This is a genomic window from Streptomyces sp. NPDC003284 (genome assembly GCF_053589675.1).
Genome location: NZ_JBSFSI010000003.1, coordinates 203245 through 225098, shown reverse-complemented (window position 1 = coordinate 225098; position 21854 = coordinate 203245). Strand labels below are relative to the sequence as shown.

At 70.9% G+C, this 21854-nt stretch carries 24 protein-coding genes and 1 pseudogene; 12 read left to right on the top strand and 13 right to left on the bottom strand.

The window, feature by feature from the left end; translation table 11 throughout:
* Positions 1 to 79: 79 nt before the first annotated feature.
* Positions 80 to 1612, top strand: a complete 1533-nt coding sequence (locus ACWDYF_RS08090) for a glycosyltransferase family 87 protein (RefSeq protein ID WP_389462764.1) — start codon at positions 80 to 82, stop codon at positions 1610 to 1612.
* Between the two features lie 94 nt (positions 1613 to 1706).
* Here the strand turns inward: ACWDYF_RS08090 and ACWDYF_RS08085 are convergent, their stop codons facing one another.
* From ACWDYF_RS08085 to ACWDYF_RS08075, 3 genes are all read right to left on the bottom strand, one after another.
* Positions 1707 to 2738: an alanine racemase gene (locus ACWDYF_RS08085; protein ID WP_018566236.1), complete on the bottom strand. Its 1032-nt coding sequence runs from the start codon at positions 2736 to 2738 to the stop codon at positions 1707 to 1709.
* 94 nt (positions 2739 to 2832) lie between these two features.
* Positions 2833 to 3954: a peptidoglycan bridge formation glycyltransferase FemX gene (gene femX, locus ACWDYF_RS08080; protein WP_064534046.1), complete on the bottom strand. Its 1122-nt coding sequence runs from the start codon at positions 3952 to 3954 to the stop codon at positions 2833 to 2835.
* 209 nt (positions 3955 to 4163) lie between these two features.
* Entirely contained in the window at positions 4164 to 4487 is a 324-nt protein-coding gene (locus ACWDYF_RS08075; protein ID WP_018566238.1) for a hypothetical protein, read from the bottom strand.
* A gap of 296 nt (positions 4488 to 4783) precedes the next feature.
* Here ACWDYF_RS08075 and rpsF point away from each other — a divergent pair, with 296 nt between their 5' ends.
* The 4 genes from rpsF (at position 4784) to rplI (ending at position 6527) form a co-directional block, all read left to right on the top strand.
* The gene (gene rpsF, locus ACWDYF_RS08070) at positions 4784 to 5074 is read left to right on the top strand and encodes a 30S ribosomal protein S6 (protein ID WP_018566239.1); all 291 of its coding nucleotides are present in this window, start codon (positions 4784 to 4786) and stop codon (positions 5072 to 5074) included.
* A gap of 74 nt (positions 5075 to 5148) precedes the next feature.
* Positions 5149 to 5745 (top strand): single-stranded DNA-binding protein, encoded by a 597-nt coding sequence (locus ACWDYF_RS08065; protein WP_389462765.1) that lies wholly within the window; start codon positions 5149 to 5151, stop codon positions 5743 to 5745.
* Positions 5746 to 5825: 80 nt separating this feature from the next.
* Complete coding sequence (rpsR, locus tag ACWDYF_RS08060; protein ID WP_003949403.1) at positions 5826 to 6062, top strand: 30S ribosomal protein S18; 237 nt, start codon at positions 5826 to 5828, stop codon at positions 6060 to 6062.
* A gap of 18 nt (positions 6063 to 6080) precedes the next feature.
* Positions 6081 to 6527 carry a 50S ribosomal protein L9 gene (gene rplI / locus ACWDYF_RS08055; RefSeq protein WP_018566241.1) on the top strand — a complete coding sequence of 149 codons (447 nt, stop codon included), beginning with the start codon at positions 6081 to 6083 and terminating at the stop codon, positions 6525 to 6527.
* A gap of 225 nt (positions 6528 to 6752) precedes the next feature.
* On the opposite strand, the gene ACWDYF_RS08050 is transcribed toward rplI, so the two are convergent.
* A complete protein-coding gene (locus tag ACWDYF_RS08050; RefSeq protein ID WP_018566242.1) occupies positions 6753 to 8090 on the bottom strand; it encodes an MATE family efflux transporter in 1338 nt (445 codons plus the stop codon).
* A gap of 459 nt (positions 8091 to 8549) precedes the next feature.
* Here ACWDYF_RS08050 and dnaB point away from each other — a divergent pair, with 459 nt between their 5' ends.
* Complete coding sequence (gene dnaB, locus ACWDYF_RS08045) at positions 8550 to 10028, top strand: replicative DNA helicase (protein WP_381738904.1); 1479 nt, start codon at positions 8550 to 8552, stop codon at positions 10026 to 10028.
* Positions 10029 to 10134: 106 nt separating this feature from the next.
* Here dnaB and ACWDYF_RS08040 read toward each other — a convergent pair.
* Both ACWDYF_RS08040 and def read right to left on the bottom strand, forming a co-directional pair.
* Positions 10135 to 10399, bottom strand: a pseudogene (locus ACWDYF_RS08040) (hypothetical protein).
* Between the two features lie 131 nt (positions 10400 to 10530).
* On the bottom strand, positions 10531 to 11193 hold the full coding sequence (gene def, locus ACWDYF_RS08035; RefSeq protein WP_389462766.1) for a peptide deformylase: 663 nt from the start codon (positions 11191 to 11193) through the stop codon (positions 10531 to 10533).
* Positions 11194 to 11276: 83 nt separating this feature from the next.
* Here def and ACWDYF_RS08030 point away from each other — a divergent pair, with 83 nt between their 5' ends.
* Both ACWDYF_RS08030 and ACWDYF_RS08025 read left to right on the top strand, forming a co-directional pair.
* Positions 11277 to 11852 carry a helix-turn-helix domain-containing protein gene (locus ACWDYF_RS08030; RefSeq protein WP_389462767.1) on the top strand — a complete coding sequence of 192 codons (576 nt, stop codon included), beginning with the start codon at positions 11277 to 11279 and terminating at the stop codon, positions 11850 to 11852.
* 80 nt (positions 11853 to 11932) lie between these two features.
* Positions 11933 to 13318: a serine hydrolase domain-containing protein gene (locus ACWDYF_RS08025; protein ID WP_389462768.1), complete on the top strand. Its 1386-nt coding sequence runs from the start codon at positions 11933 to 11935 to the stop codon at positions 13316 to 13318.
* Positions 13319 to 13430: 112 nt separating this feature from the next.
* Here the strand turns inward: ACWDYF_RS08025 and ACWDYF_RS08020 are convergent, their stop codons facing one another.
* Positions 13431 to 13883 carry a GNAT family N-acetyltransferase gene (locus ACWDYF_RS08020; RefSeq protein ID WP_037894530.1) on the bottom strand — a complete coding sequence of 151 codons (453 nt, stop codon included), beginning with the start codon at positions 13881 to 13883 and terminating at the stop codon, positions 13431 to 13433.
* Between the two features lie 43 nt (positions 13884 to 13926).
* On the bottom strand, positions 13927 to 14403 hold the full coding sequence (locus tag ACWDYF_RS08015) for a MarR family winged helix-turn-helix transcriptional regulator (RefSeq protein ID WP_389462769.1): 477 nt from the start codon (positions 14401 to 14403) through the stop codon (positions 13927 to 13929).
* 139 nt (positions 14404 to 14542) lie between these two features.
* Between ACWDYF_RS08015 and ACWDYF_RS08010 the strand changes: the two genes are divergently transcribed.
* Both ACWDYF_RS08010 and ACWDYF_RS08005 read left to right on the top strand, forming a co-directional pair.
* Entirely contained in the window at positions 14543 to 15751 is a 1209-nt protein-coding gene (locus ACWDYF_RS08010; RefSeq protein WP_389462770.1) for an MFS transporter, read from the top strand.
* A 173-nt stretch (positions 15752 to 15924) separates the two neighbouring features.
* Positions 15925 to 16347, top strand: a complete 423-nt coding sequence (locus ACWDYF_RS08005) for a GlcG/HbpS family heme-binding protein (protein ID WP_381738915.1) — start codon at positions 15925 to 15927, stop codon at positions 16345 to 16347.
* A gap of 86 nt (positions 16348 to 16433) precedes the next feature.
* On the opposite strand, the gene ACWDYF_RS08000 is transcribed toward ACWDYF_RS08005, so the two are convergent.
* From ACWDYF_RS08000 to ACWDYF_RS07980, 5 genes are all read right to left on the bottom strand, one after another.
* Positions 16434 to 17300: a GNAT family N-acetyltransferase gene (locus ACWDYF_RS08000; protein WP_389462771.1), complete on the bottom strand. Its 867-nt coding sequence runs from the start codon at positions 17298 to 17300 to the stop codon at positions 16434 to 16436.
* A gap of 194 nt (positions 17301 to 17494) precedes the next feature.
* The gene (locus tag ACWDYF_RS07995) at positions 17495 to 17977 is read right to left on the bottom strand and encodes an NUDIX domain-containing protein (protein ID WP_018566253.1); all 483 of its coding nucleotides are present in this window, start codon (positions 17975 to 17977) and stop codon (positions 17495 to 17497) included.
* Between the two features lie 84 nt (positions 17978 to 18061).
* The gene (locus ACWDYF_RS07990) at positions 18062 to 18967 is read right to left on the bottom strand and encodes a LysR family transcriptional regulator (RefSeq protein ID WP_389462772.1); all 906 of its coding nucleotides are present in this window, start codon (positions 18965 to 18967) and stop codon (positions 18062 to 18064) included.
* A 197-nt stretch (positions 18968 to 19164) separates the two neighbouring features.
* Positions 19165 to 20349: a cystathionine gamma-lyase gene (locus ACWDYF_RS07985; RefSeq protein WP_389462773.1), complete on the bottom strand. Its 1185-nt coding sequence runs from the start codon at positions 20347 to 20349 to the stop codon at positions 19165 to 19167.
* Between the two features lie 155 nt (positions 20350 to 20504).
* Positions 20505 to 20882, bottom strand: coding sequence for a phage holin family protein (locus tag ACWDYF_RS07980; protein WP_018566256.1), 378 nt, complete (start codon positions 20880 to 20882; stop codon positions 20505 to 20507).
* A 48-nt stretch (positions 20883 to 20930) separates the two neighbouring features.
* Here ACWDYF_RS07980 and ACWDYF_RS07975 point away from each other — a divergent pair, with 48 nt between their 5' ends.
* Both ACWDYF_RS07975 and ACWDYF_RS07970 read left to right on the top strand, forming a co-directional pair.
* Positions 20931 to 21248, top strand: a complete 318-nt coding sequence (locus ACWDYF_RS07975; protein WP_018566257.1) for a cupin domain-containing protein — start codon at positions 20931 to 20933, stop codon at positions 21246 to 21248.
* Between the two features lie 178 nt (positions 21249 to 21426).
* Positions 21427 to 21639: a DUF5326 family protein gene (locus tag ACWDYF_RS07970; RefSeq protein ID WP_018566258.1), complete on the top strand. Its 213-nt coding sequence runs from the start codon at positions 21427 to 21429 to the stop codon at positions 21637 to 21639.
* The last annotated feature ends 215 nt before the right edge of the window (positions 21640 to 21854 follow it).

Below are 21854 nucleotides of genomic sequence, written 5' to 3'. Positions count from 1 at the left end.
CGTGAAACACGGGCCGCCGCATCCACCGGGTGCGGCGGCCCACGGCGTTTTCACCGACGCGTACGGCAGGATGTGCGGCATGCCCAGTGCTGAATCGACGCAAGCGAGCGTGCACGAGCCCGGCCCGGTCCGGCCGACCGAGGAGGACGAGGTCGCCGCGGCCGGCAGTGAGCTGATCGGCGGTCCTGTCGGGCGGTACGCGCTGCTCGGGACGTCCTGGTGGACCCCGGTGCGGGTGATCGCCCTGGTCGCGATCGGCATGTTCGCCCTCGGCCTGGTCCAGAAGGCGCCGTGCTACCACAGCGCCTGGTTCTTCGGCGCGAGTTCGCAGTACACGAAGGCCTGCTACTCGGACATCCCGCACCTCTACCAGGGACGCGGATTCGCCGACGGCCTTGTGCCGTACTTCGACAAGCTCACCGGGGACATGCCCTACCTCGAGTACCCGGTACTGACCGGTGTGTTCATGGAGGTGGCCTCCTGGCTGACCCCGCACAGCGGCAGCATCCAGCACCAGGAGCGCTGGTACTGGATGGTCAACGCCGGGATGCTCATGGCGTGCGCGGCCGTCATTGCGGTCTGTGTGACCCGGACGCACGCCCGGCGCCCGTGGGACGGTCTGCTGGTCGCCCTGGCGCCGGCCCTGGCCCTGACCGCCACGATCAACTGGGACCTGCTGGCGGTCGCCCTGACGGCCGCGGCGATGCTGATGTGGGCGCGCGAGCGTCCCGTCGCCTTCGGTGTCCTGCTCGGGCTCGCCACGGCCGCCAAGCTCTATCCCGCGCTGCTGCTCGGTCCGCTGCTCGTCCTGTGCTGGCGGGCCGGCCGGTGGAGCGAGTTCGGCAAGGCGCTCACGGGCGCGGTCGTCGCCTGGCTGGTCGTCAACCTGCCGGTGATGGCCTTCGCCGGTGACGGCTGGTGGCAGTTCTACCGGTTCAGCCACGACCGGGGCGTCGACTTCGGATCCTTCTGGCTGATCTGGGCCCAGAACTCGACCGACCCGCCCAGCACCGACTTCGTGAACACCGTGGCCACGCTGCTGGTGGTGGTGTGCTCCCTCGGCATCGCGGCCCTCGCGCTCATGGCCCCGCGCCGGCCACGGTTCGCCCAGCTCGCGTTCCTGATCGTGGCGGTCTTCATCCTCACCAACAAGGTCTACTCACCGCAGTACGTCCTGTGGCTGATCCCGCTGGCCGTGCTCGCCCGCCCGAAATGGCGCGACTTCCTGATCTGGCAGGCGTGCGAGGTGGCGTACTTCCTCGGGATCTGGCTGTACCTCGCGTACACGACCAGCGGAGACGCCCACAAGGGACTGCCGACCGACGGCTACCACTGGGCGATCGCCCTCCACCTGGCGGGGACGCTGTACCTGTGCGCGGTCGTCGTGCGCGACATCCTCGTGCCGGACCGCGACGTGGTGCGCCGGTCCGGGGACGACGATCCCTCGGGCGGGGTGCTCGACGGGGCCGAGGACGTCTTCGTGCTGGGAGCCGCGGCCCGCCCGGCCCGGCACATGGCCTCCTACGAGGACGCCGAGGCCGAGGCCGCGTGGGCCGGTGGTCCCGTGGAGCACCGCGAAGAGCCGGAGCACCCCGGAGGGCGTTCGCTCTGAGCGAACGGCGCTGACGGCGCCCCGTACGCCATGCGTGAGGCCCTGCCCGGTGACCACCGGACAGGGCCTCATCCACGCGTGACGGCGACCGGGCTCAGCGGTCCACGATCCGGTCGAACTGCGTGGTGGTGTGCCGCAGATGGGCGACGAGTTCGTCGCCGACCGTCGGTTCCGGCGCGTCCGAGGGCACGAACAGGATCGAGACCTGCATGTGCGGCGGCTCGGCGAACCAGCGCTGCTTGCCGCCCCAGACGAACGGCGAGAGGTTCCGGTTCACCGTGGCGAGGCCGGCCCGTGCGACGCCCTTGGCGCGCGGCATGACGCCGTGCAGCGCCTTGGGCGCCTCCAGACCCACGCCGTGCGACGTGCCGCCCGCCACGACCACCAGGAAGCCGTCGGAGGCCACCTTCTGCTGCCGGTAGCCGAAGCGGTCGCCCTTGGCCACGCGCGTCACGTCCAGGACCGCGCCGCGGTACTGGGTGGCCTCGTGGTCGCCCAGCCACAGCCGGGTGCCGATCCGGGCGCGGAAACGGGTCTGCGGGAACTGCTGCTGGAGCCGGGCGAGTTCGTCGGCCTTCAGATGGCTGACGAACATGGTGTGCAGCGGAAGCCGGGCCGCGCGCAGCCGGTCCATCCAGCCGATGACCTCCTCGACGGCGTCCGAGCCGTCCGTGCGGTCCAGCGGCAGATGGATGGCGAAGCCCTCCAGGCGGACGTTCTCGATGGCGGCGTGCAGCTGCGGCAGCTCCTGCTCGCTGACACCGTGCCGCTTCATCGAGGACATCACCTCGATGACGACGCGGGCTCCGACGAGGCCGTAGACACCGTCGATGGAGGACACCGAGCGGATCACCCGGTCGGGCAGGGGCACGGGCTCCTCGCCGCGCCGGTAGGGCGTCAGCACCAGCAGGTCGCCGCCGAACCAGTCCTTGATCCGGGCGGCCTCGTACGTCGTGCCGACGGCGAGGATGTCCGAGCCGAGCCGGGTGGCCTCCTCGGCCAGGCGCTCGTGCCCGAAGCCGTAGCCGTTGCCCTTGCAGACCGGGACCAGTCCGGGGAACTGCTCCTGCACGTGCTTGTGATGCGCCCGCCAGCGCGCGGTGTCGACGTAGAGCGTGAGCGCCATGGCCGGACCTGGGGCCTTTCTCGTGGCTGGGGTGTGGTGAGGTGGGGCAGAGAGGTGGAGGGGACCACCGGCGCCGTCGGAGCGGAGCGCGGGGTCAGCGTCGCGACATGTAGATGTCGAGCGCCTTGTGGAGCAGCTTGTTCAGCGGGAAGTCCCACTCGCCGAGGTACTCGGCCGCCTGGCCGCCGGTGCCGACCTTGAACTGGATCAGGCCGAAGAGGTGGTCGGTCTCGTCCAGCGAGTCGGAGATGCCGCGCAGGTCGTAGACCGTGGCGCCGAGCGCGTAGGCGTCGCGCAGCATCCGCCACTGCATCGCGTTCGAGGGCCGGACCTCACGGCCGATGTTGTCCGAGGCGCCGTAGGAGTACCAGACGTGCCCGCCGACGATGAGCATCGTCGCCGCGGCCAGGTTCACCCCGTTGTGCCGGGCGAAGTACAGCCGCATGCGGTTGGGGTCCTCGGTGTTGAGGGCGGACCACATGCGCTGGAAGTACGACAGCGGCCGGGGCCGGAAGTGGTCGCGCACGGCCGTGATCTCGTACAGCCGCTGCCACTCCTCCAGGTCGTGGTAGCCGCCCTGGACGACCTCGACGCCGGCCTTCTCGGCCTTCTTGATGTTGCGGCGCCACAGCTGGTTGAAGTTCTTGTGGACCTCTTCCAGGGAGCGGTTGGCCAGCGGCACCTGGAAGACGTAGCGGGGCTGGACGTCCCCGAAGCCGGCGCCGCCGTCCTCGCCCTGCTGCCAGCCCATGCGGCGCAGCTTGTCGGCGACCTCGAAGGCGCGGGGCTCGATGAAGTCGGCCTCCAGATCGCGCAGCCGCTTGACGTCCGCGTCCTGGATGCCCTTCTTGATGCTCTCGGAGTTCCAGCGCCGGATGATCACCGGCGGGCCCATCTTGACCGAGAAGGCGCCCTGCCGCTTCAGATGGGCCAGCATCGGCTGGAGCCAGTCGTCGAGGTTGGGCGCGAACCAGTTGATGACCGGGCCCTCGGGCAGATAGGCGAGGTAGCGCTTGATCTTGGGCAGCTGGCGGTACAGCACGAGCCCGGCGCCGACCATGTACCCCGTACGCTCGTCGAACCAGCCGAGGCTCTCGGAGCGCCACTCCGCCTTGACGTCGGCCCAGGCCGGGACCTGCATGTGACTCGCCGCCGGCAGGCTCTGGATGTAGGCCAGATGCTGCTCTCGACTGATGGTCCTCAGGGTCAGGCTCATTCGGGGCGCTCCTCGGGCTGGCGTGTCCCCATGGGTTCAGGGGCTCCGGCTCTCGCGCCGAAGCCTACTGCGCCAGGGGAGCGCGCAGACTGGCCGCACACCACCTTCGCCCCGGCCTGTCGCCCGGGGCGGCAGCGGCGCACGGCGCGCGGACGGCGCCCGCGGGGTGCGGCGGACGCCGTCCGCGATCCGGCCGGCCCGGTGCGGTGTCAGCTGATGACGCCGCCGAAGAGGCCGCCGTGGGCCATGCCGAGGAAGAACCCGATCGCCGAGGCGCCGAGACCGAGGATGAGGCCGAAGCGTTCGCGCGTGGTCACCGAGATCCACTGGCCGTACGCGCCGGTGAGGATGCCCACCAGCCCGGCCCAGGAGCTCACCAGATGCAGGCTGTGGAAGAGGAGGCCGGTGATGAAGGCGAGGACGCCCAGCACCAGGGTCGTCGCGAGCAGCGCGTCCTGGAGCGGGTGGGACTTGCCGTCCGTGGCGAGGAGGCCGTTGTTCGCGGCGGTGTTCGGTCGCATCGTCTGTGCCATGGGGCACCTCCTGCGAGAGGCAGCGCTTCGTAGCGCCGTGTACACCCGAGGTGTCCAGATTGCCGGGTTCTGTGCCCGGATTTCAACCGGAAGCCGGGTGCGGGTAGTCTGTACCGTCTGCACTTGTGTCTGCCCGGCCCGCGCACGGGACAACCCGAGGACGGCCCGGAGAATCCGCCGGTCCGGCCCCGTTGTCAGTGCCGGCTGTTTTACTGGCACACACGATTGCGTACGCATCACAACCCTCCTGCCACGGAACGACCGTGGCCGCTGAGTCCGAAGGAGGTGGGTTCCACATGCGTCACTACGAGGTGATGGTCATCCTCGACCCCGATGTCGAGGAGCGCGCTGTCTCCCCGCTGATCGAGAACTTCCTTTCTGTCGTCCGTGACGGCGGCGGAAAGGTCGAGAAGATCGACACCTGGGGCCGTCGCCGTCTCGCGTACGAGATCAAGAAGAAGCCCGAGGGCATCTACTCGGTCATCGACCTGCAGGCCGAGCCTGCGGTCGTCAAGGAGCTCGACCGCCAGATGAACCTGAACGAGTCGGTCCTCCGGACCAAGGTCCTCCGCCCCGAGACCCACTGAGCCCCGGCTCAGCGATCTCGGGATCCGAGTAGCAGCACCAGCAGCCAGCAGCAAACCCGCCGAGAGGTACCCCCATGGCAGGCGAGACCGTCATCACGGTCGTCGGCAATCTCGTCGACGACCCCGAGCTGCGCTTCACCCCCTCCGGTGCGGCGGTCGCGAAGTTCCGCGTCGCGTCCACGCCCCGCACCTTCGACCGCCAGACGAACGAGTGGAAGGACGGCGAGAGCCTCTTCCTGACCTGCTCGGTCTGGCGTCAGGCGGCGGAGAACGTCGCGGAGTCGCTCCAGCGAGGCATGCGCGTCATCGTGCAGGGCCGGCTGAAGCAGCGGTCCTACGAGGACCGTGAGGGCGTCAAGCGCACGGTCTACGAGCTGGACGTCGAGGAAGTCGGCGCCAGCCTGCGCAACGCCACGGCCAAGGTCACCAAGACCAGCGGCCGCGGCGGCGGCCAGGGCGGGTACGGCGGCGGTGGCGGTGGCGGCCAGGGTGGCGGCGGCTGGGGCGGCGGCTCCGGTGGCGGCCAGCAGGGCGGTGGCGGCGCTCCCGCCGACGACCCGTGGGCGACCGGCGCTCCTGCCGGTGGCAACCAGGGCGGCGGCGGCTGGGGCGGCGGTTCCGGCTCCGGCTCCGGCGGCGGTGGCGGCTACTCGGACGAGCCCCCCTTCTAGGTCTGTGCACCGGGTCCCCGGACCCGGCCGGACCGAGGGTGGGCCGTACCCACACTTCTTGATCACACAGGAGAAACACCATGGCGAAGCCGCCTGTGCGCAAGCCTAAGAAGAAGGTCTGCGCTTTCTGCAAGGACAAGGTCACGTACGTGGACTACAAGGACACGAACATGCTGCGGAAGTTCATTTCCGACCGCGGCAAGATCCGTGCCCGCCGCGTGACCGGCAACTGCACGCAGCACCAGCGTGACGTCGCCACGGCCGTCAAGAACAGCCGTGAGATGGCGCTGCTGCCCTACACCTCCACCGCGCGATAAGGGAAGGGTGAGCCATTCATGAAGATCATCCTGACCCACGAGGTCACCGGCCTCGGTGCCGCGGGCGACGTCGTCGACGTCAAGGACGGTTACGCTCGCAACTACCTGATCCCGCGGAAGTTCGCTATCCGCTGGACCAAGGGTGGCGAGAAGGACGTCGAGCAGATCCGTCGTGCTCGCAAGATCCACGAGATCCAGACCATCGAGCAGGCCAACCAGATCAAGGCCCAGCTCGAGGGTGTGAAGGTCCGTCTGGCCGTCCGCTCCGGCGACGCCGGTCGTCTCTTCGGTTCCGTCACCCCGGCCGACGTCGCTTCGGCGATCAAGGCCGCCGGTGGTCCCGAGGTCGACAAGCGCCGCATCGAGCTGGGCGCGCCGATCAAGACCCTGGGCGCCCACGCGACGTCCGTGCGTCTGCACCCCGAGGTGGCCGCCAAGGTCAGCATCGAGGTCGTCGCGGCCTGATCGCCGTGCTCGGCTGAACGCAGCTGAGAGAGGGGCCGCACCCGGCAGGGTGCGGCCCCTCTTCGTGCTCGGGGCGGGCTCGCGCCACGCAGGCCGTACGGCGTGCGAGCGCGGCTCACGAGGCGGGAAGGACGTCCGTGTTTCACGGTGTGACGGTTTCACCGGTTTTCACGGTTTCACGTGAAACAGCGCGATCACCGGGGCGGTGACGGGCGGGCGCCGGCCTCAGCGCGTCGCGCCCGTCACCAGCCAGCGGCCCGACCGGGTGCGTATCCACAGGGTCAGCATGCGCACGGTCATCATGAGCGCCATCGCGGCCCACAACGCGGTGAGCCCGCCGCCGAACACGGGCACCAGAAGCGCGGCGGGGGTGAACACCGCCAGGGTGAGGATCATCGCCCCGGCCAGGTACGGGCCGTCGCCCGCGCCCATGAGTACGCCGTCGAGGACGTAGACGATGCCGCAGACCGGCTGGGAGAGCGCCACCAGCAGCAGAGCGGGAAGCGCGGTGTGCTTCACCGTGGCATCGCTGGTGAACAGGGGCAGGAACGCCGGGCGGCTCACGACCACGAGAAGTCCGAGGACGACGCCGACCACCGCGCCCCACTGCACCATGCGCCGGCAGACGTCCCGGGCGCCCGCGGTGTCACCGGCGCCCAGGAAGCGGCCGATGATGGCCTGCCCGGCGATCGCGATGGCATCGAGTGCGAAGGCGAGCAGGCTCCACAGGGACAGGATGATCTGATGGGCGGCGATGTCCGCGTCACCGAGGCGGGCCGCGACCGCCGTGGCGATCATCAGGATCGCCCGCAGGGAGAGTGTGCGCACCAGCAGGGGAACACCGGCCTGCGCGCAGGCCCTGATGCCCGCGGCGTCGGGGCGCAGGGACGCGCCGTGCCTGCGGGCTCCGCGGACCACCACGACGAGGTAGACCGCGGCCATGGCGCACTGGGCGATCACGGTGCCCCAGGCGGAGCCCGCGATGCCGAGGCCGGCGCCGTAGACCAGTCCGACGTTGAGGACGGCATTGGCGACGAAGCCGCCCACGGCGACGTAGAGGGGGGTCCGGGTGTCCTGGAGGCCGCGGAGCACCCCGGTGGCGGCGAGCACGACGAGCATGGCGGGGATGCCCAGGGCGGAGATCCGCAGATACGTCGTCGCGTACGGGGCGGCCGTGTGCGAGGCGCCGAAGAGGTCCACCAGCGCCGGTGCGGTGGGCAGCACCGCCACGATGACGGCGGCGCCGAGCAGCAGCGCCAGCCATACGCCGTCCATCCCCTGGCGGATCGCGGCCTGGAGGTCGCCCGCGCCGACACGGCGTGCGACCGCCGCCGTGGTGGCGTAGGCGAGGAAGACGAACACACTGACGGCGGTGGTCAGCAGGGCGGAGGCGACCCCGAGACCGGCCAGTTGCGCCGTGCCGAGGTGGCCGACGATCGCGCTGTCGGCCAGCACGAAGAGCGGCTCGGCGACGAGTGCGCCGAAGGCCGGGACCGCCAGTGCGACGATCTCTCGGTCATGCCGGCGGCGGTCGGCCGCGGGGCGTGCGGGGGCCTGTGTCATGGGCACCAATCTATCCGTCCACAGGTAAGCGATGCAAAGCGCTTTGGACCCTTACTTTTGCTGGTGGGCTGTGCAGGTGTGCGCACTGTTCGAAGCGATCTTGGTCCGATGGGGAAAGTTTTTCTTCTGCACAGCCGGTGGACGGGAAACCAGCAGGTCAGCAGTGGTCCCTGGAATCCGGCGAGGGCTTGTTCACAGCACTGTCCACCGGGTCGTGCACAGGTTTCGCCGAGTTCTCCACAGCATCGGGCCCGTCGTCCACATGGCCTGTGGATAACCAGATTGGCTGACGGTGCCCGGGGGCCTACCGTGGTCCGGCGCCCGCTCCTTTCGCCTGCTCCCGAACCGTCGTGAGACGACGCGCCGGAAGCGGAGGCGGGCTGCTCGATATGTCAGTGCCGTGCCGTAGAAATGAGGGGCACGGCGAGGTCCGCTCGGCGGACGGGAGGAGGCCGCTCGGTGAGCATTTCCGAGCCCTTGGACGACCCGTGGGCCGACAGCGGACCAGGTGATCGTCTGCCTGCCTCCCGCCGACGGCCCGAAGGCGGGCGCGGCCGCGACGAACAGCACGACCGGGGCCAGGAGAGCGGTGCCTGGGAGGGCGGCGGCTCGGCCTTCGAGCGGGTCCCCCCGCAGGACCTCGACGCGGAGCAGTCCGTCCTCGGCGGCATGCTGCTGTCCAAGGACGCCATCGCGGACGTCGTCGAGATCCTCAAGGGCCACGACTTCTACAAACCCGCCCACGAGACGATCTACCAGGCCGTCCTCGACATCTACGCCAAGGGCGAGCCCGCCGACCCGATCACCATCGCGGCCGAGCTGACCAAGCGCGGCGAGATCAACAAGGTGGGCGGCGCCTCGTATCTGCACACGCTGGTGCAGACGGTGCCCACCGCGGCGAACGCCGCGTACTACGCGGAGATCGTCCACGAGCGCGCGGTGCTGCGCCGCCTGGTCGAGGCCGGCACCCGGATCACCCAGATGGGTTATGCGGGCGACGACGACGTGGACGAGATCGTCAACCGCGCCCAGGCCGAGATCTACGCGGTCACCGAGCAGCGCACCAGCGAGGACTATCTGCCGCTGGGCGACATCATGGAGGGCGCCCTCGACGAGATCGAGGCCATCGGGTCGCGCAGCGGCGAGATGACGGGCGTGCCCACCGGGTTCACCGACTTCGACTCGCTGACGAACGGTCTGCACCCCGGCCAGATGGTCGTCATCGCCGCCCGTCCCGCGATGGGCAAGTCGACGCTCGCCCTGGACTTCGCGCGCGCCGCCTCCATCAAGCACAACCTGCCCAGTGTCATCTTCTCGCTGGAGATGGGCCGCAACGAGATCGCGATGCGACTGCTGTCCGCGGAGGCCCGCGTCGCCCTGCACCACATGCGCTCGGGCACGATGACCGACGAGGACTGGACCCGGCTGGCCCGCAGGATGCCGGACGTCTCCGCCGCCCCGCTCTACATCGACGACTCCCCGAACCTGTCGATGATGGAGATCCGGGCCAAGTGCCGCCGCCTGAAGCAGCGCAACGACCTCAAGCTGGTCGTCATCGACTACCTCCAGCTGATGCAGTCCGGCGGCTCCAAGCGCGCCGAGAGCCGCCAGCAGGAGGTCTCGGACATGTCCCGTAACCTCAAGCTGCTCGCCAAGGAGCTGGAGCTTCCCGTCATCGCCCTCTCCCAGCTCAACCGTGGTCCCGAGCAGCGCACCGACAAGAAGCCGATGGTCTCCGACCTGCGTGAGTCCGGCTCCATCGAGCAGGACGCCGACATGGTCATCCTGCTGCACCGCGAGGACGCCTACGAGAAGGAGTCCCCGCGCGCGGGCGAGGCGGACCTGATCGTCGCCAAGCACCGAAACGGCCCGACCGCGACGATCACGGTCGCCTTCCAGGGCCACTACTCCCGCTTCGTGGACATGGCCCAGACCTGACCACGGCCCCTGTGGAGTCTCCCGGCCGAGGTCGTCACCCCACGGGCCGTGTCGCGCCGGTGCTCTGTACGGCGGCACCGTGAGACCAGCGCGCGGGTGCTGCTGCTCAGTGTCTCGTCCCGTACCTGGTCAGGACCACGCCGCCGGGAAAGGTCCGCGTCCCCACCAGGTCCAGGTTCACCCAGCTGTCCAGCACGGCGAAGAAGGGCGTACCGCCACTGAACAGGCGGGCGCAGGTCACTCGCCCGCTCGTGGTCGAGCCACCACCGGAACAGCTCGTCGCTCGGCGGTCCGCTCCAGCCGATGTCGTCGTCGGCCGCGGCGATGCAGCCGTCCAGGGACAGGTGCATGCCGTAGATCGGTTTCCGCACGGCCCCGCCTTCCGTCCGTGGGTGCCCGGCGGAGGGACCGGCGCGGCGCGGGAACTCATCGGTGCGCGGTCCGGGCTCGTCGGCGGTGCTCGCGCTCAGGGCGAGGTGTGGTGCGCTCGGTCGTCCACGCCTCAGCCGTTCAGCGCCGCGGCCCGGGACGCCCGCTGGGCGAAGACGGCCTCGCGGCGGTCCGCCATCTGGCGCAGCGCGTCCTTGCGGTCGCGTGCGGAGAGCCGGTCCAGGTAGGTGTGACCGGCCAGGTGGTCGGTCTCGTGCTGGAGGCAGCGGGCGAAGTAGCCCGTGCCCTCGATGACGAGCGGGGCGCCCTGCTGGTCGAAGCCGCGCACCACGGCGCGGTCGGTGCGGGGCACGGTCATGTTCGCGCCGGGTACGGACAGACAGCCCTCGACGTCGTCGATGAGCCGGCGGCCGCCCGGCTCGGGCAGTTCCAGGACCGGGTTGACCAGGTGGCCGACATGCCGGATCCCGTCGTCGTCCGGGCAGTCGTACACGAAGAGCCGCAGGCCGACGCCGACCTGGTTGGCGGCGAGACCGGCCCCGTCGGCCAGGTACATGGTCAGGAACATGTCGTCGATCAGCGCCGCCAGCTCCGCGGTCCCGAACGCGGTCACCTCCAGGCACGGACGGCTCAGCACCTCCTCGCCCACCACCGTGATCCGGCGGAACGAGCCGTGCTCCGCCCGCGCGGCCCGGTCCGGAAAGGCGTCGACGGGACGGCCCTGGACGCGGATCCGCCGGTCGGCGGGGCGGGAACGCCCGGTTCGCTCGGTCACGGCGTCTCTCCTCGGCTCTTCGGCTCTTCGACTGGCGGCTCTTCGGCTTGCGCTTGGCTTTGCAAAGTAGCAGACTTTGCAAAGTGACTGAAGACCGCGACATCCCGCGTGACCGTACGGGTGACACCGACGGCGGACTGCGCGAGCACGAGGTCCGCACCGCGCTGCTGGACCTGCTCGCGGAGGTCGGCACCGTCACCGCCACCGAAGCCGCTTCCCGGCTGGGCTACAGCTCCGGCCTGTGCTCCTTCCATCTGCGGCAGCTCGCCCGGCACGGTCGCATCGAGGAGGCGCCGCACCGCGGAGGACGTGCCCGGCCCTGGCGCCTGGCGCGGCACAGTCCCACCGCCGACGGGTCGGCCGAGGACGCGTTCGGTGATCTGGCCAGAGGGCTGGAGGACGAGAGCTGGCAGCGCTGGCTGACCCAGCGGGACGACGCCCCTCCCGAGTGGCGTCACGACGCGGCCTTCAGCGCGGTCGCCTATCTGACGCCCGAGGAGATGAACCGCGTCGCGGAAGCGGTCCGGCAGGCCCTCGCGCCTTACCAGGACCGTGAACAACGGCCGCTGGCCCGCCCGGAGGGCGCCCGGCCGGTGGCACTCATCACGCGGCTGTTCCCCCTGATGCCCCACGCGCCGGAGACCACGGACCGCGACTGACGAGGCGTCCGTCCGCACGGCGCGGCGCGGCCCGGCGAAATGGGCTCGACGCGCACAGCCGTCCCGGATGGACTGGGGGCATGACGACACCTCAGGATGAACTGCTGCCCGGCACCCGCCGCGCCCTGACGCACCGGATCGCCGTCGCCCAGGCCGAAGGGCGGGCGCCCTCGCTCGTCGCGTCCGTCGTGCGGGACGGCAGGACGGTCTGGCACGGCGCGCGGACGTCGGTGGACGGACACGCACCGGACGAGAACACCCAGTACCGCATCGGCTCCGTCACCAAGACCTTCACCGCCGTGCTCGTCCTGCGGCTGCGCGACGAGGGTCTGCTCGACCTCGGCGACCCGCTGGAGAAGCATCTGCCGGGCACCGGCGCGGGCGACGCGACCATCGTCGACCTGCTGGCCCACACCGGCGGTCTGGCCGCCGAGTCGCCCGCCCCCTGGTGGGAGCGGACACCGGGGACGCTGCGCCCCGAACTGTCCGACGTCCTGGGGGAGGAGCCGCTGCGGCACCCGGTCGGCCGACGGTTCCACTACTCCAACCCCGGCTACGCCCTGCTGGGCGCGCTGGTCGAGAAGGTGCGCGGGGCCGCGTGGGAGGACGTCCTCCGGCGTGAGGTGCTCGATCCGCTGGGGCTGAACGCGACGGGAGTGCGGCCCAGGGCGCCGCACGCGGGCGGCTGGGCCGTGCATCCATGGGCCGATGTGATGCTCCCCGAGCCCGTGGAGGACCTCGGGCGGATGGCTCCGGCCGGGCAACTCTGGTCCACGACGGGGGACCTCGGCCGGTTCGCCTCCTTCCTCGTCCGGGGCGACGACCGGGTGCTCGGTCTCCGGTCGCTCCAGGAGATGCGCACCCCCGCGGCCCCGGGTGCGGCGGCGGATGTGGTGACGGGCTACGCGTACGGGCTGGGAATGGAGCTGCGGCGCTCCGGCGAACGGCTCCTGGTGGGGCATTCGGGATCGCTGCCCGGCTTCCTCGCCTCGCTCACCCTCTCCGTGGACGACGATGTGGCCGCCGTGGTGCTGGCCAACTGCACCTCCGGTGTCCCGACGGCCACGGTGGGAGCCGAGCTGGTCCGGATCGTGGCCGATGCCGAACCGCGTATCCCGGAGCCCTGGCGGCCGTCGCGGGACGTCGATCCGGCGGTGCTGGAGCTGGCGGGGCAGTGGTACTGGGGGACCCATGGCTTCGGTCTGCGGCTGACCGGCGACGGACTCCTCTCGCTGGAGCCGCTCGCCGGCCCCGGGCGCCGGTCACGGTTCCGGGCGAACGGTGACGGCACCTGGACGGGTCTGGAGGGGTACTACGCCGGCGAGCCGCTGCGGGTGGTGAGGCGACCGGACGGATCCGTGGACCACCTCGATCTCGGCTCGTTCGTGTTCACCCGTCAGCCGTACGACAGCGGTTCCGCCGTGCCCGGCGGCGTGGACCCGCAGGGGTGGCGGGGCATCGGCTAGCCGTGGAGAGCTGAACGGTGGCCGTTTCACGTGAAACGGCCACCCTCGAAGCCGGTGTCGGTGGGCCGGGCGCGAGGGTGGCCGGGGCGCTCCGCCATCGGTCCCGCGGCGGTCACAGGGGCAGCTTGTAGCCCACGTGCGAGGCCTCGAAGCCCAGCCGTTCGTAGAAGCGATGCGCGTCGGTGCGGCTCCGGTCGGTCGTCAGCTGCACCAGGGCGCAGCCCTCGCGCCGTGACGTGCCGACCGCCCACTCGATGAGCTGGGTGCCCAGGCCGCTGCCGCGTTCCTCGGCGTGGATACGGACCCCCTCGATGATCGACCGGGTGGCTCCGCGCCGGGACAGCCCGGGGACGATCGTGAGCTGGAGGGTGCCGATGACGCGGCCCTGCCGCACGGCGACCACCAGATGCTGGTTCGGATCGGCACGGAGCCGCTCCAGGGCGGCCAGGTACGGCGCGAGGTCGTCGGGGGACTCGCGCAGCGCGCCCAACGGATCGTCCGCGAGCAGGGCGACGATGGCGGGGACGTCCTCGGCGGCGGCGGCGCGTATCTCAAGATCTCCCATGCCCCGCAGCCTAGGCGGAGACGGTGAACGCGGGGCGCCGGGGCTACACGGGCGCCGGAGCCGGGGCGGGGGCGTGCAGCGACTCCACGACGCGCACCAGAGGGGCCAGTTCCGGCTTCTGCGCGGCCTCGTCGAGTGCCTCCCGCAGCGCGGTGTCGTTCGTCGGCCTGGCCTCCTCCAGGAGCCGGAGGCCCGCCGGGGTGACGTTGGTGTAGATGCCGCGGCGGTCGGTCGGGCACAGGTACCGCTCCAGGAGGCCGCGGTCCTCCAGCCGTGTGACGAGCCGGGTGGTGGCGCTCTGGCTCAGGACGACCGCGTCGGCGACCTGCTTCATCTGTAGATGACCGCCCTCGCCGTCGTGCTGCCGACTGAGCACGTCGAGCAGGGAGTACTCGCGCACGCTCAGCTCGTGTCCCGTCTGGAGGGCGCGCTCGATGTGCGTCTCGATCCTGCCGTGCAGCAGAGAGAGGGCGCACCAGCCCTGGGCGAGCGCGGTGAGCGCCGGATCCGTCGCTGTCATGGGCGTTCCTCCATCCCGGGGTGGCTGCTTCCAGGATAGAGCAGCCGCGCAATTGTCATCGCTTGCCTTTAACCCGCGTCTGCAACTATTGTCAGAGAACGTAAAGCGCTCCTGCAATCTTCTGGGAAGGTTTCTCCCCATGCCTCTCGCGCTTCTGGCCCTCGCGATCGGGGCCTTCGGGATCGGCACGACCGAGTTCGTGATCATGGGCTTGCTGCCCGAGGTCGCGGGCGACTTCGGGGTCTCCATCCCCACCGCGGGCCTCCTCGTGACCGGCTACGCACTCGGCGTCATGCTCGGCGCCCCCCTGATGACCGTTCTGGGCACCAAGATCTCCCGCAAGCGGATGCTGATGCTCCTGATGGGCCTCTTCATCGCCGGGAACCTGCTCTCGGCACTGGCCCCCTCCTTCTCCGTCATGCTGATCGGCCGGGTCGTCGCCTCGCTGGCCCACGGCGCCTTCTTCGGCATCGGCTCGGTGGTCGCGGCAGAGCTGGTCGCTCCGGGCAAGCGCGCCGGTGCCATCGCGATGATGTTCACCGGTCTCACGGTCGCCAACGTCGTCGGCGTGCCCCTGGGAACCCTGGTCGGGCAGTCCGCCGGCTGGCGCGTCACCTTCGCCGCGGTCGCCGCCCTCGGCGTCGTCGGCCTGGCGGGCATCGCCCGGCTCGTCCCCGACCTGCCCCGGCCCGAGGGCGTCCGCCTGCGCCACGAACTCGCCGCCTTCAAGAACGCCCAGGTGCTGCTCGCCATGGCGATGACCGTGCTCGGCTTCGGCGGTGTCTTCGCGGCCATCACCTACATCGCGCCGATGATGACCCGTGTCGCCGGTTTCTCGGACGGCTCCGTCACCTGGCTGCTCGTCCTCTTCGGCCTCGGCATGGTCGGGGGAAACCTCGTCGGCGGCCGGTTCGCCGACCGCGCCCTGATGCCCCTGCTGTACGTCTCCCTGGGCGCCCTCGCGCTGGTCCTGGCGCTCTTCACCGTCACCGCGCACAACAAGATCGCGGCGGCCGTGACCGTCGTCCTCATCGGCGCCCTCGGCTTCGCGACCGTACCGCCGCTTCAGAAGCGCGTCCTCGACCAGGCCCACGGCGCCCCGACGCTGGCCTCGGCCGTGAACATCGGCGCCTTCAACCTCGGCAACGCCCTGTCCGCGTGGATCGGCGGGCTGGTCATCGCCGCCGGGTTCGGCTACACCGCGCCCAACTGGGTCGGTGCCGCACTCGCGGCGGGCGCCCTGGTGCTCGCCGTCGTCTCCGCCGCGCTGGAACGCCGGGACAGCGCCTCTGGCCCGGTCGTCACCGGGCCGGTACCGGCGGAGCACCCGGCCCCCGTCCCCCACTGACCCGGGACGACCGGCTACCGCGGAGCCGACGCCGTCACCGCGCCGACCGAATCACGGCCCTCCCCATCCGTCCGTGACCCCTCACGGCACCGTCCGTCCCCGGCACCCCCGGGGCAGCACCGTCCGCCCACGGCACCCCCGCCCAGGGCACCACCCACGAGGAGAACCCTCCGATGAGCACCATCCACGCCGTCGCCCCGCTGACCGTCCAGGACGCCGAGACCCTGGTCACCGCAGCCCACCGCGCCGCCGAGGCGGCCGGTGTCGCCGTCAGCGTCACCGTGCTGGACGCGGGCGGTCATCTGCTCGCCTTCCGCCGTGATGACCGGGCCGTCCTGATCTCCGGGGAGACCAGCACCCGCAAGGCGTACACAGCCCTTCAGCTGGACTCCGCCACGGCCGAACTCGTCGACGCCGTGCAGCCGGGCGGCCTCTTCCACACGCTGCCCACGGCGCTGGACCGGCCGCTGCTGTTCATCGCGGGCGGCGTGCCCGTACACCGCGACGGCCGCCTGATCGGAGCGATCGGGGTCGGCGGCGGAGCACCGGAGCAGGATCACGGCTTCGCCGTCGCCGCGCTGGAGCAGCTCGCCTGACACCGGCCGCAGAGGAGGTGAGCGCCGGCCTCCGTCCCGCTCGGGGACGGAGGCCGGCGCTCAGGCGTCTGGGGAGACCGGGTGGCTCAGCCCGCCGCCACGGTCAGCGGAGCGAACCGGCGCGCCGCGTCCCCGGGCAGCTCGGGGATCCCGTACGTCATCACGGAGTTGAAGGCGACGGAGGTCAGCCCGCGCTGTGCGGCCCACTCCCGCAGCTCTTCGTGGCGCACGTCGATGTCGGTGCGCAGGGGGCGGTCGGTGTGGGCGGCGAGGGAGGCGATGAGGGCCTTCGCGGTCTCGGTGTCCCGGGCGATCAGCGGGCCCACCACGTGTGTGTCCATGTTCGGCCAGGCGGCGGCGTAGCCGATCAGACGGCCGTTCTCCTCGGCCACCCGGAACTGGTCGGCGAACGCGGGCAGCCGGGTGATGACCGGGGTCCGGTCGGCGCCGAACACCTCCTCGTCCAGCCGCAGGATCGCGGCGAGGTCCTCGGCGGACGCCGGACGGGTGGCGGGGCCTTCCGGCCGGGGCTCCGGTGAGAACCGTCCGCGCACCATCTCGGAGCGGCCGATGACCTTGAAGCCGAGCTCCTCGTACAGCGGACGGCCGTTCGGAGTGGCGTAGAGGGTCAGCGGTGTGGTGCCCGCCGCGGTGATGATGTGCCGCATCAACCGGCGGCCGATACCGCGGCGCGCATGGCGCTCGGCGACCAGGACCATACCGACGGCGGCGAGGTCCGGTCCGTCCTGCGGCCCGTACCCGGTGACGACGCAGGCCGCCACCAGTCCCCCGTCGGGGTCGTCGATGCCGTACCCCCTCCCGGCGGAGAGGAGGAGGCCCCATTTGTGTTCCTCCCGTGGCCAGCCCCGGTTCTCGGACAGGTCGGCGCAGGCGGTGAGGTCACGGCGCGTCAGAGGACGAATGGGCCACGCGGCGGGGGAAGGAGTCGACACGCAGGTCAGGCTGTCCGATGGATGTCGTCGGCGTCCACTTGTTTCGGGAGAGACGTACGTGCTTTTGGCCACGTCACGGGCCGGGTGCGGGTGTGGGGGACGACTCGGGGGCCGACGCGGGCCGGGCCCGGATCGGGGCTGTTGGGGTGTTTCACGTGAAACGTGACCGTGCGGTACGGCCGAGGTTCTCGTGATCAGCCCAGATCCGGGGTGTGCAGGGCGCGGACGCCCTCGATGTTCCCGTCGAGGTAGTGCCTCAGCGACAGGGGGACCATGTGGACCGAGGCGATGCCGACCCGGGTGAACGGCACTCGTACGATCTCGTACTCGCCGGCGGGCTCGTCCACCTCCGGACCGTGCCGCAGGGAGGGATCCATCGACTCCAGACGGCACACGAAGAAGTACTGCACCTTCACTCCGGTCGCGCCGCCGTCCGCACCGATGTGCTCCACGGTGTCCACGAAGCAGGGGACCACATCGACGATCTTGGCGCCCAGCTCCTCATGGACCTCGCGGTGCAGGGCTTCGACGACGGTCGTGTCGTCCGGTTCGACCCCGCCGCCGGGGGTGACCCAGTAGGGATCGACACCTGGTTTGGTGCGCTTGATCAGGATCAGGTCGTCACCGTCGAGGAGAACGGCTCGGGCGGTGCGCTTGACCACGGGTCGGACGGTCATGGGAGAAATGTGGCCCCGCTGGTTCCACGTGAAACATCGCGGGACGTCATCGCCGCTGTTGTGCCGCGATGCCCCTTGATGTCCTCAGCACCAGTCGGCGGCCGCGCGCAGCAGCCAGTCATGGGCCCGCGCGATGTGCGGCATGGCCATGGTGCCGGTCCGAATCACCAGGAAGTACGTCCGCAGCGGTGGCACCGCCGGCTCGTGCAGTGCCACCACGTCCCCGCGCTCCAGGGCTGCGGCGCACAGATAGCGGGGCAGCACCGCGAGCCCCGCGCCCGCCACCGCGCAGGCGAGCACCGCACGCAGGTCGGCGACGATCACCGTGCCGGATCCGGTCGGCGGGGTGTCGAACACCGAGGCCCAGTAGCGGGAGACGAACGGCAGCGACTCATGGACCTCGATCACCGGAACGTCCTCCGGGGCGGGCGCCTTCCTGCCCGCGCGCCGGGCGGAGCCGTTGCCGTGGGCCCAGCGCGGAGCGGCGACCAGGACATGCTCCTCGTCGCACAGCGCCGTCGCCGTGAGCAGGGCGCCGCGCGGCTGGGCCGTGCTGATGACCAGGTCGTGATGGCCGGCGGACAACCCCTCCAGGGCTTCCTCGGCGGTTCCGAACGAGGCGCGCAGCGCGAAGCCCTGGCCGTCGTACCCGGTCAGCTCGCTCAGCGCGGGCAGTGCCCGCTCGGCGGTGAACTCCGGGGGCCCGGCCAGATGCAGCGTGCGCAAGGAGGACTCGTCGTCGAGGCCCGCCTCGGCGATCTCCACCAGCGCGTCCAGGTGCGGAGCGGCCTTGTGGGCGAGTTCCTCCCCGATGGACGTCGGTGTCACGCCTCGGGCCTGGCGCAGGAACAGGGGCCGCCCCAGCTGTCGCTCCAGCGTGCGGATCTGGGAGGTGACGGCCGGCTGGGAGAGGCCGAGCAGCGCTGCCGCCCGGGTGAAGGAGCCGGCCCGGTGCACGGTCACAAAGGTGCGCAGCAACGCCAGGTCCACGGAACGCCCTCCCCTCTCGGTGCCCCCGTCCAGCCCCCGGCCGCCCCACTATAAATATGTCGATAGGCCTCTGTCGCTACGGTGATTGGACACTGACTCAGAGTCAACTAGCCTTGTTCGGGCGGTTCTTCGCGCGCGGAACCGAGGGCGGTCCGAGCCACGAGGGGGGAGGTTCGGACCGCCCGCCGCACCTGCCGTCAGTGCGCCGACGCGTCCAGCGCCCGCAGGACGTCCGCCACCAGGTCCGCCGGGTCCTCCGCGCCGACGGACAGCCGGATGAAGCCCTCGGGCACCACGTCACCGCCCCAGCGCCCGCGCCGCTCGGCCGTGGAGCGCACCCCGCCGAAACTCGTCGCGTCGTCCACGAGCCGCAGCGCGTCGAGGAACCGCTCGGCGCGCGCGCGCGTGGGCAGCACGAAGGAGACCACGCAGCCGAAGCGCCGCATCTGCCGCGAGGCGATCGCGTGGGCGGGGTCGTCGGGCAGCCCCGGGTAACGCAGTCCCGTCACCTCGGGACGCCCGCGCAGCGCTTCGGCGACGGCCAGCGCGGAGGTGTTCTGCCGGGCGATGCGCAGTTGCAGGGTCGCGATCGAGCGGTGCGCGAGCCACGCCTCCATCGGGCCGGGAATGGCTCCGACGATCTTCCGCCAGCGGCGGACGGCGGCCATGGCCGGCCGGTCCCGGCCGGTGACATAGCCCAGCAGGATGTCGCCGTGCCCGGTGAGCTGCTTGGTGCCACTGGCCACGGAGAAGTCGGCGCCCAGGTCCAGGGGCCGCTGCCCCAGCGGGGTGGCGAGGGTGTTGTCCACGGCGACCAGGGCGCCCCGCGCGTGCGCCGCCTCGGCCAGGCGTCGGATGTCGCACACGTCGAGCCCGGGGTTCGAGGGGGACTCGATCCACAGCAGCCGCGCGCCGTCCAGCACCTCCAGCTGGGCGTCCCCGCCGGTCGGCGCGGTGCGCACCTCGATGCCGTACGCCTCCAGTTGGTCGCGCACCAGGGGCAGTGCCTGGTAGCCGTCGTCGGGCAGGACCACCGCGTCGCCCGCGCTCAGCTGGGAGAAGAGCACCGAGGAGACGGCCGCCATGCCGGAGGCGAACACGAGGGTCTCGACACCGTCCGCGTCCTGCGCGCCGGGCGCCTCCAGCTCGCCGATGGCGCGTTCGAGCAGGGTCCAGGTCGGGTTCTCGTCGCGGCCGTAGGTGTACGGCCCCGTCGGGTCGCCGGGGAGGTGGAAGTGGGCGGCGAAGACCGGTCCAGGGAGCGTGGGTTCGTGCTTGACCGGTTCGGGGAGCCCGGCCCGGACGGCGCGCGTGCCGTCACCGACGGGCGTACGGGCGACGCCGTCCCCGCCGTTTCTGCCACCCGCAGCGGAATCGTTCATGCCGTCCGTCCCTTCACATGTCACATGCTCTCGCGGCACGTGCTCTCGCGCCGTGGCGAGCAGGCTGTGGCTCGCCGTACCCACCCTCTCAGGACACCGCAGCCGGACCGGTGCCGCATCCTCCGCGGCGAAGGACGCGACCCTCCGGCACCTGCTCAGTCCTCGTCCGGCAGGACCATGTGCAGCGCCCAGGAGACGACCGAGATGATCAGTCCGCCGAGGACGGCGGTCCAGAAGCCCTCGACATGGAAGCTCAGGTCGACCTTGTCGCAGACCCAGGACGTCAGCAGCAGCATCAGCGCGTTGACGACGAGGGTGATCAGGCCCAGCGTCAGGATGAACAGCGGGAAGGTCAGCACCTTCACCACCGGTTTGACCAGGAAGTTGACCAGCCCGAACACCAGCGCGACACCGATGAGGGTGCCGACCTCCTTGGCCGTGTTGTCCCCGGTCAGTGTGATCTTGTCGAGCAGCCAGACGGCGACGGCCAGGGCGCCTGCGTTGGCGATCGTCTTGACTACGAAATTCTTCATGTGTCTGATCGTGGCAGACGAGATCGGCGACGAACACGGGCGAGGGTGATGAAGGCATTCCGGCTGGACGAACTGGAGGCGGAGCGGGCCGCCAACGACGGCGCGTACTTGCAGTTCCTGCGGGAGCGGAACATGTCCGTCGGCCTGTACGCGCTGGACGCGGGCGGCCACGACCCGCAGAACCCGCACCGCCAGGACGAGGTGTACTTCGTCGTGAGCGGCCGCGCCTCCCTCACGGTGGGCCTGGAGACGACCGAGGTGGCGCGCGGCAGCGTGGTCTACGTACCGGCCGGGGTCGCCCACAAGTTCCACCACATCAGCGAGGATCTGCGGGTCCTCGTGGTGTTCTCTCCGCCGGAAGCGTGAGGCGCCGTCTCAGGGTTCCCTAGGGGAACGGTCAGGGGAGGACAAGGGATGCGGAAGCCCCGTCCGGGCCCGCATCGGCCCTAGCATCGAAGCAGGACGTACGAGAGGTCCCGGCACCGGACGGTGCGGGCCACCGAGCACCCGGCGCAGGGCCGGCGGAGAGGTAAGGACGAGGGCAATGCGAGAAGTCTTCACGGGACTGCCGTGGTGGGTGAAGTGGATCGCGGTGCCGGTCATCGCCCTGGTCGTCTTCGGCAGCCTGATAGCGACGGTCGTCGGCTTCGTGATCGGTCTGCTGTTCAAGCTGCTGATCTTCGTGGCGCTGATCGGCGGTCTGATCTACATCGTGCGGAAGTTCATGTCGAGTTCGTCGTCGCGCGGCGACTGGTGAGCCTCAGGGGGCACCGGTGACCCGTGAGGGGCGTCGCCGGGTCCCCCGCGGGAGGGAAGTTTTCCGGACAGGCCGTCCTGGAGCGGTGACAGGCGGATAGGGTCCGGGAATCGAAGCGGGGGCCGGCCCCCGCGGGCAGCGTTCCCCCACCCGTGTCCTCCGCACGGGCTGCCCCTCGCGCTACGGGAGTGACCCTTGGCCACGGTTGACACCGC

What these genes read in the sequence shown, in the direction of transcription:
- ACWDYF_RS08090 (WP_389462764.1), top strand. Translation starts at nt 80, where the DNA reads ATGCCCAGTGCTGAATCGACGCAAGCGAGCGTGCACGAGCCCGGCCCG.
- ACWDYF_RS08085 (WP_018566236.1), bottom strand. Translation starts at nt 2,738, where the DNA reads ATGGCGCTCACGCTCTACGTCGACACCGCGCGCTGGCGGGCGCATCAC.
- femX (WP_064534046.1), bottom strand. Translation starts at nt 3,954, where the DNA reads ATGAGCCTGACCCTGAGGACCATCAGTCGAGAGCAGCATCTGGCCTAC.
- ACWDYF_RS08075 (WP_018566238.1), bottom strand. Translation starts at nt 4,487, where the DNA reads ATGGCACAGACGATGCGACCGAACACCGCCGCGAACAACGGCCTCCTC.
- rpsF (WP_018566239.1), top strand. Translation starts at nt 4,784, where the DNA reads ATGCGTCACTACGAGGTGATGGTCATCCTCGACCCCGATGTCGAGGAG.
- ACWDYF_RS08065 (WP_389462765.1), top strand. Translation starts at nt 5,149, where the DNA reads ATGGCAGGCGAGACCGTCATCACGGTCGTCGGCAATCTCGTCGACGAC.
- rpsR (WP_003949403.1), top strand. Translation starts at nt 5,826, where the DNA reads ATGGCGAAGCCGCCTGTGCGCAAGCCTAAGAAGAAGGTCTGCGCTTTC.
- rplI (WP_018566241.1), top strand. Translation starts at nt 6,081, where the DNA reads ATGAAGATCATCCTGACCCACGAGGTCACCGGCCTCGGTGCCGCGGGC.
- ACWDYF_RS08050 (WP_018566242.1), bottom strand. Translation starts at nt 8,090, where the DNA reads ATGACACAGGCCCCCGCACGCCCCGCGGCCGACCGCCGCCGGCATGAC.
- ACWDYF_RS08025 (WP_389462768.1), top strand. Translation starts at nt 11,933, where the DNA reads ATGACGACACCTCAGGATGAACTGCTGCCCGGCACCCGCCGCGCCCTG.
- ACWDYF_RS08020 (WP_037894530.1), bottom strand. Translation starts at nt 13,883, where the DNA reads ATGGGAGATCTTGAGATACGCGCCGCCGCCGCCGAGGACGTCCCCGCC.
- ACWDYF_RS08015 (WP_389462769.1), bottom strand. Translation starts at nt 14,403, where the DNA reads ATGACAGCGACGGATCCGGCGCTCACCGCGCTCGCCCAGGGCTGGTGC.
- ACWDYF_RS08010 (WP_389462770.1), top strand. Translation starts at nt 14,543, where the DNA reads ATGCCTCTCGCGCTTCTGGCCCTCGCGATCGGGGCCTTCGGGATCGGC.
- ACWDYF_RS08005 (WP_381738915.1), top strand. Translation starts at nt 15,925, where the DNA reads ATGAGCACCATCCACGCCGTCGCCCCGCTGACCGTCCAGGACGCCGAG.
- ACWDYF_RS07995 (WP_018566253.1), bottom strand. Translation starts at nt 17,977, where the DNA reads ATGACCGTCCGACCCGTGGTCAAGCGCACCGCCCGAGCCGTTCTCCTC.
- ACWDYF_RS07985 (WP_389462773.1), bottom strand. Translation starts at nt 20,349, where the DNA reads ATGAACGATTCCGCTGCGGGTGGCAGAAACGGCGGGGACGGCGTCGCC.
- ACWDYF_RS07980 (WP_018566256.1), bottom strand. Translation starts at nt 20,882, where the DNA reads ATGAAGAATTTCGTAGTCAAGACGATCGCCAACGCAGGCGCCCTGGCC.
- ACWDYF_RS07975 (WP_018566257.1), top strand. Translation starts at nt 20,931, where the DNA reads ATGAAGGCATTCCGGCTGGACGAACTGGAGGCGGAGCGGGCCGCCAAC.
- ACWDYF_RS07970 (WP_018566258.1), top strand. Translation starts at nt 21,427, where the DNA reads ATGCGAGAAGTCTTCACGGGACTGCCGTGGTGGGTGAAGTGGATCGCG.